The organism is Paralcaligenes sp. KSB-10, from assembly GCF_021266465.1.
Lineage (GTDB): Bacteria > Pseudomonadota > Gammaproteobacteria > Burkholderiales > Burkholderiaceae_B.
Map to the genome: position 1 here is coordinate 3509324 of NZ_CP089848.1, position 13050 is coordinate 3522373.

The window sequence follows — 13050 nt, forward strand, 5'->3', positions numbered from 1 at the left end:
GAGCCCGATGTTCAAGGCATTACTGCTTACACAGGAAGAAAAAGCCACCAAGGCGGCAATCACTCAAGTAAGTGAAGATCAGTTGCCCGCGGGCGACGTCACCGTGCGTATTCAATACTCGACGCTCAACTACAAAGACGCCCTGGCGATCACCGGACGCGGCCCGGTCGTGCGCAGCTTCCCGATGGTGCCTGGCATAGACTTCGCCGGCGTTGTCGAACATTCCGGCGATCCAGCCTTTGCGGCCGGCACCAGCGTCTTGCTCAACGGCTGGGGCGTGGGCGAAACGCACTGGGGCGGTCTGGCCGAGATCGCACGCGTTCCCGGAAAATGGCTGCTGCCAGTTCCCGCGGGGCTGACGGCCCGGCAATGCATGGCATTGGGCACCGCCGGATATACCGCCATGCTTTGCGTGCACAAGCTCGAGCAACACGGCCTGACTCCCGCAAGCGGTCCCATACTGGTGACAGGCGCCAACGGTGGCGTCGGCAGCACCGCAATTGCAATTCTGGCTCGGCGCGGCTTCGAGGTGGTCGCTTCCACCGGCCGCCCGGACGCGCATGACCGTCTGACGTCCCTGGGCGCCAACCGTATCATCGACCGCCAAACGCTCAGCCAGCCGGGCAAGCCTTTGCAAAAGGAAAATTGGGCCGGTGCCATCGATAGCGTCGGCAGCCAGACCCTGGCCAACATCTGCGCCGCCATCCGCTATGACGGTATTGTCGCCGCCTGCGGCCTTGCACAGGGCATGGACTTTCCCGCAACCGTAGCCCCCTTCATCTTGCGCGGCATCACGTTGGCGGGGGTCGACAGCGTTCACGCCCCGATGGAACGGCGCCGTTCGGCCTGGAGCGATCTGGCCAGGACAATCCCGCTGGATCAACTGGAAAGCATGATCGAAGAAGTGCCTCTGGAGCGCGCCGCGGATCTTGCCATCCCGCTTCTGGCAGGTCAACTGTCCAAGGGCCGGGTCCTGGTGCGAGTCCAGGATGCAAAATAGGAGCGCGTTCCTATGCAGGGCAATATCCACCGTTTACGAAATTTCGTGGCCACGGCCACGCTCATGGCCGATCAGGCTTCGCCGGAGCATGTGCCTCACCCGGACCTGCTGGCGGCGTTCCGGGAACTGATCGCATTCGACGACTGGCTTCCCGACACGTGCTGCGCGCCGCATCCCCTGCACTACCAGCAATACCTTTTGCATTGCGACCCTCTCGAGCGTTTCTCGCTGGTCAGCTTCGTCTGGGGTCCCGGACAGTCCACGCCGGTGCACGATCACACTGTCTGGGGGTATATCGGCATGCTGCGCGGCGCGGAAATAAGCCAGCGCTTCCGCCGCAACGCGAGGGGCGGGTACAGTGAATGCGGCGCTGCACGGCGCCTTGAGCCAGGCAAGGTGGAAGAGCTGTCGCCTATTGACGGCGACATCCATAAAGTATGGAATGCGCATGCCGATGCCGCTTCGATCAGCATACACTTGTATGGCGGAAATATCGGTGCAATCACCCGAAGTGTGTTTGATCCGGCCACCGGCGAGGCCAAGAACTTCATATCGGGCTACTCGTCGGCAACCCTTCCCAATTTATGGGACCGCTCGGCCTCGATCCGCACGGCGGCGTGACAGCGCCGCATACCTCCGGAATCAGCGGGCATTCATGGTATCTTCTTTATTCTGAATTCTAGGAGCCTGGTAGATGGACAAGACGCTGCTAAAAGGCTTGATGGTTCTCGAAGCAGTTACCGACGTCGAAAACCAGCCTAAAACCATAGACGAACTCGCAGCCCGTGTCGGCCTTACCCGCAGCAACACACATCGAACCCTGCAGACGCTGGTGCATGCCGGCTACGTGATCAAGGACGAAGAAGGCGGTGCCTACCGCGGCACGATTCGTCTGTTCGAACTGGGTGCGCGGCAACTGGCGCAACTCGACGTCCGCAAACTGGCTTCACCCGCCATGCGCATACTTGCGGACAAAACAGGCGAAACGGTGCACCTGTCGGTGCTCGATGGCATCGATGTGGTCTACATCGACAAGATCGACTGCCCTCAGCCCATACGCGCCTATTCCATGGTGGGCGGCCGCGCGCCCGCCTACGCGGTGGCAACGGGCAAGGCCTTGCTGGCTTATCAGCCGGAAGGGTATCTGGAGCGCTTCGCCAGCGCACTGGCGACGCACACCAAGGTTACCCTGACATCGCTGCCTGTGCTCAAAGAAGAACTGCGCAAGATCGTCCGCACCGGATACGCGGTGAATCGCGGCGAATGGCGGGACGGCGTGGGCGGCCTGGCCGTCGCGACCTTCAACAGTCTTGACCAGCCCGTGGCGGCGGTCGGGATTTCCGGCCCGCTCGACCGGCTTACTCCCGCACGCATGAAGCAGTTCGTGCCGGACGTCGTGGCGTGCGCCAAATCGATTTCGCGCAGCATGGGATACCAGCACGGCTTTCTTGACGAATAGCCGGCACACATTCTGATATTTGCCCAAATGCCGACCCCTTTGACCGAATGGCACGCCAGATTATCGCTTTCCTTCTCGCGTCACGATTCAAATAAAACCGTACTTTCCGGGAACCGGCACGAGGGCCCTTTGTTGGTGCAGAAAGCCCTCTATCCTGAAGGGCCGAACGTCTGCCACGTTGCGATATTGCATCCGCCCTCCGGCATCGCCGGCGGCGATGCCCTGGCAATCGATATTCACGCGGACCAGGGCGCCCACGCCCTGCTGACCACCCCGGGAGCCACGCGCTGGTACAAGTCCAATGGCCGACATGCCTCGCAGACGGTCGACCTCCATTTGGGCGCCGAAGCGCGGCTGGACTGGTTGCCGCAGGAAAATATCTTTTTCGAGCAGGCGCAGGCCACTTCCTCGACCCAGTTGCACCTGCAAAACGGTTCCCGCGCGATAGGTTGGGAAATCACCCAACTGGGCAGCGTTGCCGCGCAGCCAGCATGGGCGGCAGGCGCGGTGCAGCTTAATACCCGCATTCTGCTGGACGAACGTCTTATCTGGCTGGATGCCGGTGAAATTCATGCCGACGGCCTGCTTCGAACCACGGCCAATGGGCTGGCGGGCTTTCCGGCGATGGGAACGCTATGGGCCTTTGGACCGAGCCTGGAATCCGGGCAAATCGACCGCCTGGCTCAAACCCTGCCCTGGAGTGACGCGTTGCGTGCCGGCATCACCTGTCTGCCGCAAAAAAACGAACAAGGCCTGTGCCTGGTACGGGTATTGGGCCGGCATGTGGCCGATATCAAGGCCTTGCTCATCGAATTGTGGATGGCGCTGCGCCCTGCGTTGCTTGAAACACCGGGGCAATATTTGCGTCTCTGGAGTACATGAACAACGCTTTATTGCGCCATAATAAGCTGTGTTTGGCCACGCTGAAATACTACACTGTACCGATACCCAACAGGAATCCCTCCATGGAATTGACCCCGCGCGAAAAGGACAAATTACTGATTTTTACCGCTGCCCTTCTGGCCGAAAGACGCAAGGCCCGCGGCGTAAAACTCAACTATCCCGAATCGATTGCCCTGATTACCGCTGCCCTGCTCGAAGGTGCCCGCGACGGCCGTACCGTAGCCGAACTCATGCATGAAGGTACCCAGGTACTGTCGCGCGCCGATGTCATGGAAGGCGTACCCGAAATGATTCCCGATATTCAGGTTGAAGCAACCTTTCCCGACGGAACCAAGCTGGTTACCGTGCACAACCCCATTATTTAAGACCTGCCCGTTCTTACTCTTTTATGGAACTCCCTATGTCAACTCATACTACCTTGCGCTCCGTCGGCATTTTTTCCGCCCGCGCCCTTGGCCTGGCTCTTGTGACAGGGGTCGCTTCAGCGCATCCCGGACACGAAGTGTCCAGCAATATGTTTCTGTCCGGCCTGATACATCCCCTGACCGGTTTCGATCACCTGTTCGCCATGCTGGCCGTCGGACTATGGAGCGCGCTCGCGCACAAAAACCTGCGGCAGGCCGCCTGGACACCCGTCAGCTTTCTCTGCCTGCTGCTGGCTGGGGCTTTCATGGGAATTGCCGGCCTGCGTCTGCCGGCCGTCGAACCCATCATCACGGCCTCGGTGCTGGTCCTGGGCCTGCTCGTGGCCAGCCGTCTATCTCTGCCAACCTGGGCCGGCGCGGCGCTGGTGGGGTTTTTCGCCATTTTCCACGGTATGGCGCACGGCTCCGAGCTGCCCGAAAGCGGTAGCGCGCTGGCCTTTGTGGCAGGGTTCATGCTGACGACTTTCTCGCTGCACGTGGCGGGCCTGGCGGCGGGTTTCAGCCTGAAACAGCACAATGTATGGTTGACGCGCCTGGCGGGCGGCGCCATTGCCTTGTATGGGGTGTCGCTGGCATCGGCACTGGCCTGAAGCGACCCGTTTTTTTAGGATAGCGACATGATTCCAGGTGAAATCCTTGCCGAACCCGGCCAAATAGAACTTAACGCCGGCCGCAAAACGTGTGTGGTCGATGTGGTCAATACGGGCGATCGCCCGGTACAGATAGGCTCGCACTATCATTTTGCCGAAGCCAATGCCGCGCTGAAATTCGACCGCAGGGCCGCGCGCGGTTTTCGCCTGAATATTGCCGCGGGCACGGCGGTGCGCTTCGAACCGGGACAGAAACGCACGGTGGAACTGGTTGCCGTCGCCGGCGAACGCAAAATCTACGGGTTCAATGGCGACGTCATGGGAGCGCTCTGATGGTAACCATATCGCGCAGCGCTTATGCCGAAATATTCGGCCCCACCACCGTCAACGGCAAGGGCGACCGCGTACGCCTGGCCGATACCCAGTTGCTCGCCGAAGTCGAAAAAGACTACACCATTTTCGGCGAGGAGGTTAAATTCGGCGGCGGCAAGGTCATCCGCGACGGCATGGGGCAAAGCCAGCGCATGAGCGCCGACTGCGTCGATACCGTGATCACCAACGCGCTGATCATCGATGCGGTAAGCGGCATCATCAAGGCCGATATCGGCATCAAGAACGGCCACATATCAGGTATAGGCAAGGCCGGCAATCCCGATATCCAGCCGGGAGTCACCATTGTGGTCGGCCCGGGCACCGAGGCCATCGCCGGCGAAGGCATGATAGTGACGGCGGGCGCCATCGATAGCCATATCCATTTCATTTGCCCGCAGCAGATCGAAGAAGCCCTGGCGACCGGGACCACCACCCTGATCGGGGGCGGCACGGGTCCCGCTACCGGCACGCTGGCCACGACATGCACGCCCGGCCCCTGGCATATTCATTCCATGCTGTCGGCGCTGGATGCCTTTCCGGTCAATATCGGCTTGCTGGGGAAAGGCAATGCCAGCCTGCCGGGTCCTTTGTTCGAGCAGGTCAGCGCTGGCGCAATCGGCCTCAAACTGCACGAAGACTGGGGCAGCACGCCTGCTGCCATCGACTGCTGCCTGTCGGTTGCCGAGCGGACCGATATCCAGGTCGCCATACATAGCGACACGCTGAACGAATCCGGCTTCGTCGAAGCCACCTTCAAAGCGTTCAAGGGCCGTACCATTCACTCATTCCATACCGAAGGTGCGGGTGGCGGCCATGCTCCCGATATCATCCGCGCGGCGGGATTGCCCAATGTCCTGCCGGCTTCCACCAATCCGACCATGCCGTTCACGGCCAATACCATCGACGAGCATCTGGACATGCTGATGGTCTGCCATCACCTGAACCCCTCTATCGCCGAAGACCTGGCCTTTGCCGAAAGCCGCATTCGCCGCGAAACCATCGCCGCCGAAGACGTGCTGCACGATTTGGGCGCCTTTTCCATCATGAGCTCCGACTCGCAGGCCATGGGACGCGTGGGCGAAGTGGTTTTGCGTACCTGGCAAAGCGCCGACAAAATGAAAATCCAGCGTGGCGCACTGCAGGGCGACAGCGCTCGCTCCGACAACCAGCGCATCAAGCGCTACATTGCCAAATACACCATTAATCCGGCCATCGCCCACGGCATTTCGCACAAGGTCGGATCCATCGAGGTGGGCAAGCTGGCCGATATCGTGCTCTGGCGCCCGGCCTTTTTTGGCGTGAAAGCCAATCTGGTGCTGAAAGGCGGCATGATCGCTTCAGCCACCGTGGGCGATCCGGGTGCCTCCATTTCCACCCCGCAGCCGGTACACTCGCGCCCCATGTTCGGTTCATTCGGCAAGGGCTTGAAAACTTCCCTGACCTTCCTCTCACAAGCCGGCATGGAAAATCCCGCCGTCCACGCCCTGGGGTTGGTCAAAACCCTGGAAGCCGTGCACGGCTGCCGCACCGTCTCCAAGAAAGACATGGTGCACAACGACTGGCTGCCCCATATTACGGTCGACCCGCAAACGTACCAGGTCATGGCCGACGGCCAGTTGCTCAGTTGCGAGCCCGCCAAAATACTGCCCATGGCGCAGCGCTATTTTTTATTCTAAACATGCGACTCATCAAAAAATACCTGCGCGGAGTCACGGTCGCCAAGGCCCTGACCCGCCATGCCCCCACAGTGATCCTACCCTTCGAGGCACGACGCCGCAGCCGCCAGAAAATCACCCTCGATACGGGAGAAGAAGTCGGACTCCTGCTCGAACGCGGCACAGTCTTGCGCAATGGCGATATGCTCGTTGCCGACGATGGAAAATTCATTCTGGTGCAAGCCGCTCAAGAAACCGTCTTGCGAGTTACGGCCAAAACACCAACCCAACTCACACGCGCCGCCTACCATCTGGGCAATCGCCACATCCTGGTCGAAATCGGGCCGGGTTATTTGCAGCTTGAACACGATCCAGTCCTGGTAGATATGCTGCGGCACCTGGGCGATATAAGCGTCGAAACCATCGAACACGTGTTCGAGCCGGATGCCGGTGCCTACGGCGGCGGCCACAAGCACGGGCATGACGAAACCTTCGAAGAAGATTACGCACTGGCGCAAGCCGCCTACACGGCTCGCGAAGCTACGAACGATCACGGGCACTCGCACAGCCATTCGCATCATCACCACAAGCACGAATAGGCTCGAACCATGAATACGAGCCAACTGGCCGCGCTGCTGCAACTGTCTTCTCCTGCACTTCCCATTGGCGGGTTCAGCTATTCGCAGGGTTTTGAAGCCGCGGTCGACCAGCAGCTCGTCAGCGACGAATCCAGCGCCAGCCGCTGGATCGAAGACCAGCTCACGGTGGTCATGGCTCAGTGCGACGCCCCCGTCTGGATGCTTTTATTCGATGCCTGGTCTACCCGGGACTTCGTTCAGGCCAGCTATTGGAACGACTGGTTCCACGCTTCACGCGAAACAAATGAAATGCGCAGGGAAACCGAACAAATGGGCTGGTCGCTGGCCAAGCTGGCTTCTGATCTGAACTGGGGTGAAAAGGCCGCCCTGTCGCATCTGCTCCAACATGACCCCATCACCTTGCTCGCCGCCCATGCCTTTTCCGCCCACGCGCTGACTTTGAACCGGCAGGACGGCCTGACGGCCTGCCTGTTTTCCTGGCTTGAAAACCAGGTCATGGCCGCCATCAAAACCATTCCCCTGGGGCAGGCGGCAGGCCAGCGCATTCTGAATCAATTGCGCCAGCTTATTCCCGACGTTATCCAGCAGGCGGAAATTCGCGCCGCCGATAGCCCTCCGCATATATGTTCCATGGGTCCCCAACTGGCAATTCTGTCATCCCGCCACGAGACTCAATACTCCCGCTTGTTTCGTTCGTAAAGGATATCCATGTCCAAGCCCCTCATTTCTTCCGCGGCACGGACCAAAACACTTCCTCCGCTGCGGGTCGGCGTTGGCGGTCCGGTTGGTTCAGGCAAAACCACTTTGCTGGAAGCCTTGTGCAAAGGCATGTCCCGCAAATACGATCTTATCGCCATCACCAACGATATCTACACCAAGGAAGATCAACGCCTCCTGACCATTTCGGGCGCCTTGCCCGCGGAACGCATCATGGGGGTTGAAACGGGCGGCTGCCCCCACACCGCCATTCGTGAAGATGCGTCGATCAATCTTGAGGCCATAGACCGCATGCTTGCCAAGTTTCCCAACGCCGACATCGTTTTCGTGGAGTCGGGCGGCGATAATCTCGCAGCAACTTTCAGTCCCGAACTTTCCGACCTGACCCTTTACGTGATCGACGTCGCCGGCGGCGAGAAAATCCCCCGCAAAGGTGGCCCCGGCATTACCAAATCCGACTTGCTCATCATCAATAAAATCGACCTGGCGCCCTATGTCGGCGCTTCTCTCAAGGTCATGGAGGAAGACGCCGGACGCATGCGCGGCGACCGCCCCTTTGTCATGTGCGATCTGAAACACCATATCGGCCTTGCAGACATCATTTCCTTCATCGAGCGCGAAGGGCTGCTGTCAACCTCGGCCTCAGCCGCCTGACCGCCATGTCTCTGGTACAGCGCCTGCCCGAAAATGCCCTGGATATTGTCGGCGATATCCACGGCGAACTCACCGCCCTGCTGACCCTGCTGGTGCATCTGGGCTACAACGCCCAGGGAGAGCACCCGGACCAGCGCAAACTGGTGTTTGTCGGCGATCTGTGCGATCGCGGTCCCGACAGTTACGGCGTCATCCAGTTCGTACAGCACCTGGTCGAACAGGGCAACGCCCACGCCATCCTGGGCAATCACGAAATGAATCTGCTGGTCGACGATATCAAAGACGGGTCGGGCTGGTTCTTCGACGAACGCCACGAACGCGACCAGAAAAATTACGCGCCTTTCCGACGCACTCCTCCAGAACAACGCCAGGCGCTGAAAAAATTTCTAGGTGGCCTGCCGGTCGCCCTGGTCCGCAAAGACATCAGAGTGGTGCATGCCGCCTGGAGCAACCCGGCCATCGAGGCCGTCAGCTCCCTGCCCCTGGGCAGCGTGACGGAACAATTCAAGATCTGGGACTATCTCGCGCAAAGCACAGCACAAGCTTCCGGTTTGTATCAGCGCTACCTCGCTGAAAAACAGCAATGGATCAAAGAACTCGAAGACGAACACTCGCCGCCGCCCTTTTTGCACGCAATCGCCGAATACGAAGCCGCCCAGCAGATGGTCAATCCGCTCAAGGTGCTGACTTCAGGCGTGGAACGCATGGCAAGCAGCCCTTTCTTTGCCGGCAACCGGTGGCGCTTTTCAGACCGGGTCAACTGGTGGGACGACTACGACGAACTTACGCCGGTCGTGATCGGTCATTACTGGCGGCTGTTTCGAAGCCACCAGGAAGAAAACAGCCCTCGCTATAGCCAGCTTTTCAAAAGTATTCCGCCCGCTGCCTGGCACGGTAAACACCGCAATGTATTTTGCGTGGACTTTTCGGTGGGCGCCCGATGGCGCGACCGCCGGGCCAATCGGTCCATCGATACCTCGCGCTTCAAGCTGGCCGCCCTTCAATGGCCCGAAAACCGCCTGGTATTCGATTCAGGCGAAATCGTCGATACAGTAAAGGCCGATTAGCCAAAAATTACATTTATTTACCATTTTTTAGCCTGTGGATAACTCCTAAGCAAACGAATTGTGCACAGGCTGTGGACGAGATAGGGATAAGCCACCCTTTTTTCCAAAAGCCAAAAGTTGTTCGACTTCAGTCCACCCCCAGAACAGAACTTATTCCCGCCAAAAATGGCTTCCAAGCAACTGAAACAATTGAACAATTTCGTGATGTTCCACTTATCCACAAACACCCATTATTATTAATCTTTATATATATAAAAAATAAGGAAAAACTAAAACACTTTCCTTTCCACCCCTAGGCATCGCCCAAAAAGCAAATGCGTATACTCCTCGTTGAAGATGAAATAGAATTGGCTCACTGGCTTTCACGCAGTCTGGCCAGACACGGTGGATTCACAGTCGATTGGGCCGACGATGCCGAGCTGGCCGAACGGCGTTTGGCAGTGGAAGAATTCGATGCTGTAATTCTTGACCTGGGCTTGCCCGGAATGGATGGCCACACTTTTTTGACCCGGTTGCGCGCCCGAGACGACAGAACTCCCGTCCTGGTGCTGACTGCCCGGGACTCCCTGGTTGAGCGGATTGATACTTTGCACGAGGGTGCCGATGATTTTTTACCCAAGCCGTTTGTAGTTGAAGAACTTGAAGCCCGGCTTGTTGCCTTGATTCGCCGCAGTCGGGGGCGCGAACATCCCCGTTTGGCTCTGGGGGCCTTGAGTCTCGATACGGCGGCACAGCGATTTTTGATCAATGGCCAGGTTCTGGCCTTGTCGCCCAAAGAATATGCTGTGCTGAAGGTGTTGATCCAAAAAAGCGGCGAGCCCGTTGCCAAGCAACAGATCCTGGATCGCATCAATTCCGACGAAAAGGAAGTGAATCTGGAAGCGGTCGAGGTACTGGTTCACCGGCTACGCAAAAAATTGGTCGACACCGGTACGCAAATAGTGACGTTGCGAGGCATGGGGTATAGCCTGGAGCCCCTTGGTGCAACTTAAGCAGATTTACCCCTGGACCGGCGGACTGAAGTCGGTGTTGCTCTGGTCGCTGGTGCCTGCTCTTATTCTTATCATGGTAGCGGCGCTATGGGCGTCCAATCACCAACTGCGCGCGCAGATCGATATTGCCTACGACCGTTCCCTGGCAGGGGCTTTGCGCTCCATGGACTACAACATTTCCACGGCCAGCGGCGGTCTGTCGCTGGAGCAGCCTTATTTGCTGCTGGAGTTCTTCGAGCTCACTGCGAACGAACGGGTGTATTACCGAGTCATGACCGAAGATGGTCTGGCGGAAATAGGCAACCAGGAACTGCCTCTGCCGCCGACTCCTCTGGTTTCGGGTGTGCCCCAGTTCTACACGGCCAATTATCTGGGGCAGGCCATACGTGTTGCGGCGCTGGCGCGGCCCATGAATCCGCCCTTGTATAACGATCGTGGTGGGCGGGTGATTGTCCAGGTTGCCGAAGACATCGATTCGCGCGAGCAATTCATTCATTCCATGCTGCTGCGTTCGATTGAACGCGATCTGGCCGTTGTTGCGCTGGTTGTGTTGATCGTGGTGCTTGGCGTACTGTTCGCGGTGCGTCCCTTGACTCGTTTGCGTCAAAATCTGGAAAAGCGTCGTTTTGACGATTTGCGGCCAGTCGAGGCCGATGACGTGCCCGCCGAAGTACAGCCTCTGGTTACCGCGGTCAATTTGCATATGGCCCGTTATGCGCAGCAAGCACGACTGCAGCGTCAGTTTCTCGATGATGCCTCGCATCAGTTGCGCACCCCGTTATCCGTGTTGCGGGCGCAACTGGGCTATGCATTGCGCGAAAAGGATCCTCAGGAAATACATTCGGCTTTGCAAGCCATGCGTGAAGGACTGGATCGCGCCGTGCGTACGACCAACCAGATGCTGTCGCTGGCCAAGGCCAAGGAGGGATCGCCATTTGAAACCGGTGAGGGACTGGAGAAAATAGATCTTGTGCAAATGGCTCAGGCAATATTCAAGGATATGTATCCGGTGGCGCGCGCCAAGCGCCTGGATTTCGGTCTGGAATGTCCTGAAGTGCCTGTTCAGGTCTGGGGGCTGGAATGGCTATTGCGTGAAGCCGCGGTCAACCTGCTTGATAACGCCATCCGCTATACACCCAATGGCGGAGTGCTGACGCTGCGCATAAGAGTGGAAGGTCCCAGTGCCTGCCTGATCGTGGAAGACAACGGGCCGGGCATGTCCAGCGATGATATCGAAAAAGCCGGCATCCGGTTTCGGCGCGGCGCGGCCGGTAAAAATACCAGCGGCGCCGGCCTGGGGCTGGCTATTGTCCACACCATCATGGTGCAGCATCGCGGCCGGTTTATGTTGGAATCGTTGCGGCAAGGATGCCGCGCCAAGCTAGTGTTTACCCTAGGTTTCCCCTACCAAAGACGTCTTTTGGAAAAAAACAATCAAGTTGAAAGCCTTTAGAAAGCAAGCGTTTTGTACGGTTACGTACCTTTGTCGAACCAGACAATAGAAAAGGGTTTTGGTACCTGACCTGTAAATGATTCTTACCAGGAGATAAGAGTGAAAAAAACGTTTTTGTCCACAATGATGGCGGGCTTGCTGCTTGGTACAAGTTCCCTGCTGGCCATGACGGCGGCTTCGGCTGCCGATGAACCCCGCCGCCCCGAGTGTATTGCGCCGGCTCAGCCCGGAGGCGGGTTTGACCTGACCTGTCGCCTGGCCCAGGAGGGTTTGAAGGTGGCTGGACAACTTAAAGAACCCATGCGCATCGTCTATATGCCTGGCGGCATCGGTGCGGTTGCCTACAATCACGTAGTGGCGCAAAAGCCCGATAACGGCAGCACCATCATTGCTTTTTCCGGCGGCTCCCTGCTGAACCTCGCTCAAGGCAAATTCGGCAAATACAATGTCAACGATGTGCGCTGGCTGGCGGCTATTGGTTCCGATTATGGCGTAGCGGTGGTGCGCGACGACTCGCCCTATAAAAACCTGAAGGAGCTGATGGAGGCCTTCAAAACCGATCCCAGCAAGATTGTGCTGGGTGCCGGCGGCACCGTGGGCAGCCAGGACTGGATGAAAGCGGCCCTGACCGCCAAAGCGGCGGGTGTCGATTACAAGAAAATGCGTTTTGTGGCATTCGAAGGGGGCGGCGAGGCGCTGACCGCACTGCGCGGCGGCCATATCCAGGCCTATATGGGTGATGCGGCCGAAGCCTTCACCATGCTTGAAGGTGGCGCTCCCATCCGGGTGCTGGCGGTGTTCAACGATGTCCGTTTGCCCGGCAAGCTGTCCAGCGTTCCCACCGCCAAAGAGCAAGGGTTTGACATTGAATGGCCCATCATTCGCGGCTTCTATGTAGGGCCCAAGGTTTCCGACGCGCAATACAACTGGTGGGTTGACGCCTTCAAGAAGACCCAGGAGAACCCCGACTTTGCGGCATTACAGCAAAAACAGGGCCTATTTCCATTCAACAAAACCGGTGCCGAGCTTGATGCCTACGTTAAACAGCGCGTCAAGGCGTATGCCGAATTGGCCGATTCCTTTGGCCTGATCAAAAAATAGGCAGTATCGAAATAGGGCTGGCTGTCCAAGTCGCGCAGGCGACAGGGTGCCAGCCCGCTTGCT

The 13050-nt window shown here is 58.4% G+C and carries 15 protein-coding genes; all 15 read left to right on the plus strand.

Features of this window, described 5'->3' with window-relative positions:
- Nucleotides 1-7: 7 nt before the first annotated feature.
- Nucleotides 8-1000, plus strand: a complete 993-nt coding sequence (locus LSG25_RS16075; protein ID WP_232741906.1) for an MDR family oxidoreductase — start codon at nt 8-10, stop codon at nt 998-1000.
- Between the two features lie 12 nt (nt 1001-1012).
- Entirely contained in the window at nt 1013-1621 is a 609-nt protein-coding gene (locus tag LSG25_RS16080; RefSeq protein ID WP_305072049.1) for a cysteine dioxygenase, read from the plus strand.
- Nucleotides 1622-1694: 73 nt separating this feature from the next.
- Nucleotides 1695-2459, plus strand: coding sequence for an IclR family transcriptional regulator (locus LSG25_RS16085; protein WP_232741907.1), 765 nt, complete (start codon nt 1695-1697; stop codon nt 2457-2459).
- A 135-nt stretch (nt 2460-2594) separates the two neighbouring features.
- On the plus strand, nt 2595-3341 hold the full coding sequence (locus tag LSG25_RS16090) for an urease accessory protein UreD (RefSeq protein ID WP_232744731.1): 747 nt from the start codon (nt 2595-2597) through the stop codon (nt 3339-3341).
- 83 nt (nt 3342-3424) lie between these two features.
- Entirely contained in the window at nt 3425-3727 is a 303-nt protein-coding gene (locus tag LSG25_RS16095) for an urease subunit gamma (protein ID WP_232741908.1), read from the plus strand.
- A gap of 35 nt (nt 3728-3762) precedes the next feature.
- Complete coding sequence (locus tag LSG25_RS16100; protein WP_232741909.1) at nt 3763-4377, plus strand: HupE/UreJ family protein; 615 nt, start codon at nt 3763-3765, stop codon at nt 4375-4377.
- Nucleotides 4378-4404: 27 nt separating this feature from the next.
- Nucleotides 4405-4710 carry an urease subunit beta gene (locus LSG25_RS16105; RefSeq protein ID WP_232741910.1) on the plus strand — a complete coding sequence of 102 codons (306 nt, stop codon included), beginning with the start codon at nt 4405-4407 and terminating at the stop codon, nt 4708-4710.
- The gene (gene ureC / locus LSG25_RS16110) at nt 4710-6425 is read left to right on the plus strand and encodes an urease subunit alpha (RefSeq protein WP_232741911.1); all 1716 of its coding nucleotides are present in this window, start codon (nt 4710-4712) and stop codon (nt 6423-6425) included. Before LSG25_RS16105 ends, ureC begins: the two co-directional genes overlap by 1 nt.
- A 2-nt stretch (nt 6426-6427) precedes the next feature.
- Complete coding sequence (gene ureE, locus LSG25_RS16115; protein ID WP_232741912.1) at nt 6428-7003, plus strand: urease accessory protein UreE; 576 nt, start codon at nt 6428-6430, stop codon at nt 7001-7003.
- 9 nt (nt 7004-7012) lie between these two features.
- A complete protein-coding gene (locus tag LSG25_RS16120; RefSeq protein WP_232741913.1) occupies nt 7013-7702 on the plus strand; it encodes an urease accessory protein UreF in 690 nt (229 codons plus the stop codon).
- 9 nt (nt 7703-7711) lie between these two features.
- Entirely contained in the window at nt 7712-8374 is a 663-nt protein-coding gene (gene ureG / locus LSG25_RS16125; protein WP_232741914.1) for an urease accessory protein UreG, read from the plus strand.
- Between the two features lie 5 nt (nt 8375-8379).
- A complete protein-coding gene (locus LSG25_RS16130; protein WP_232741915.1) occupies nt 8380-9441 on the plus strand; it encodes a metallophosphoesterase in 1062 nt (353 codons plus the stop codon).
- Nucleotides 9442-9755: 314 nt separating this feature from the next.
- Nucleotides 9756-10433, plus strand: a complete 678-nt coding sequence (locus LSG25_RS16135) for a response regulator (RefSeq protein WP_232741916.1) — start codon at nt 9756-9758, stop codon at nt 10431-10433.
- 73 nt (nt 10434-10506) lie between these two features.
- Nucleotides 10507-11886 (plus strand): sensor histidine kinase, encoded by a 1380-nt coding sequence (locus LSG25_RS16140; protein ID WP_232744732.1) that lies wholly within the window; start codon nt 10507-10509, stop codon nt 11884-11886.
- A gap of 123 nt (nt 11887-12009) precedes the next feature.
- Nucleotides 12010-12987, plus strand: a complete 978-nt coding sequence (locus LSG25_RS16145) for a tripartite tricarboxylate transporter substrate binding protein (protein ID WP_232744733.1) — start codon at nt 12010-12012, stop codon at nt 12985-12987.
- Nucleotides 12988-13050 lie beyond the last annotated feature (63 nt).

Coding starts and splice junctions, on each gene's coding strand:
- ureE (WP_232741912.1), top strand. CDS start 6,428: ATGCGACTCATCAAAAAATACCTGCGCGGAGTCACGGTCGCCAAGGCC.
- ureG (WP_232741914.1), top strand. CDS start 7,712: ATGTCCAAGCCCCTCATTTCTTCCGCGGCACGGACCAAAACACTTCCT.
- LSG25_RS16095 (WP_232741908.1), top strand. CDS start 3,425: ATGGAATTGACCCCGCGCGAAAAGGACAAATTACTGATTTTTACCGCT.
- LSG25_RS16145 (WP_232744733.1), top strand. CDS start 12,010: ATGATGGCGGGCTTGCTGCTTGGTACAAGTTCCCTGCTGGCCATGACG.
- LSG25_RS16075 (WP_232741906.1), top strand. CDS start 8: ATGTTCAAGGCATTACTGCTTACACAGGAAGAAAAAGCCACCAAGGCG.
- ureC (WP_232741911.1), top strand. CDS start 4,710: ATGGTAACCATATCGCGCAGCGCTTATGCCGAAATATTCGGCCCCACC.
- LSG25_RS16085 (WP_232741907.1), top strand. CDS start 1,695: ATGGACAAGACGCTGCTAAAAGGCTTGATGGTTCTCGAAGCAGTTACC.
- LSG25_RS16140 (WP_232744732.1), top strand. CDS start 10,507: ATGGTAGCGGCGCTATGGGCGTCCAATCACCAACTGCGCGCGCAGATC.
- LSG25_RS16105 (WP_232741910.1), top strand. CDS start 4,405: ATGATTCCAGGTGAAATCCTTGCCGAACCCGGCCAAATAGAACTTAAC.
- LSG25_RS16135 (WP_232741916.1), top strand. CDS start 9,756: ATGCGTATACTCCTCGTTGAAGATGAAATAGAATTGGCTCACTGGCTT.
- LSG25_RS16100 (WP_232741909.1), top strand. CDS start 3,763: ATGTCAACTCATACTACCTTGCGCTCCGTCGGCATTTTTTCCGCCCGC.
- LSG25_RS16080 (WP_305072049.1), top strand. CDS start 1,013: ATGCAGGGCAATATCCACCGTTTACGAAATTTCGTGGCCACGGCCACG.
- LSG25_RS16130 (WP_232741915.1), top strand. CDS start 8,380: ATGTCTCTGGTACAGCGCCTGCCCGAAAATGCCCTGGATATTGTCGGC.
- LSG25_RS16120 (WP_232741913.1), top strand. CDS start 7,013: ATGAATACGAGCCAACTGGCCGCGCTGCTGCAACTGTCTTCTCCTGCA.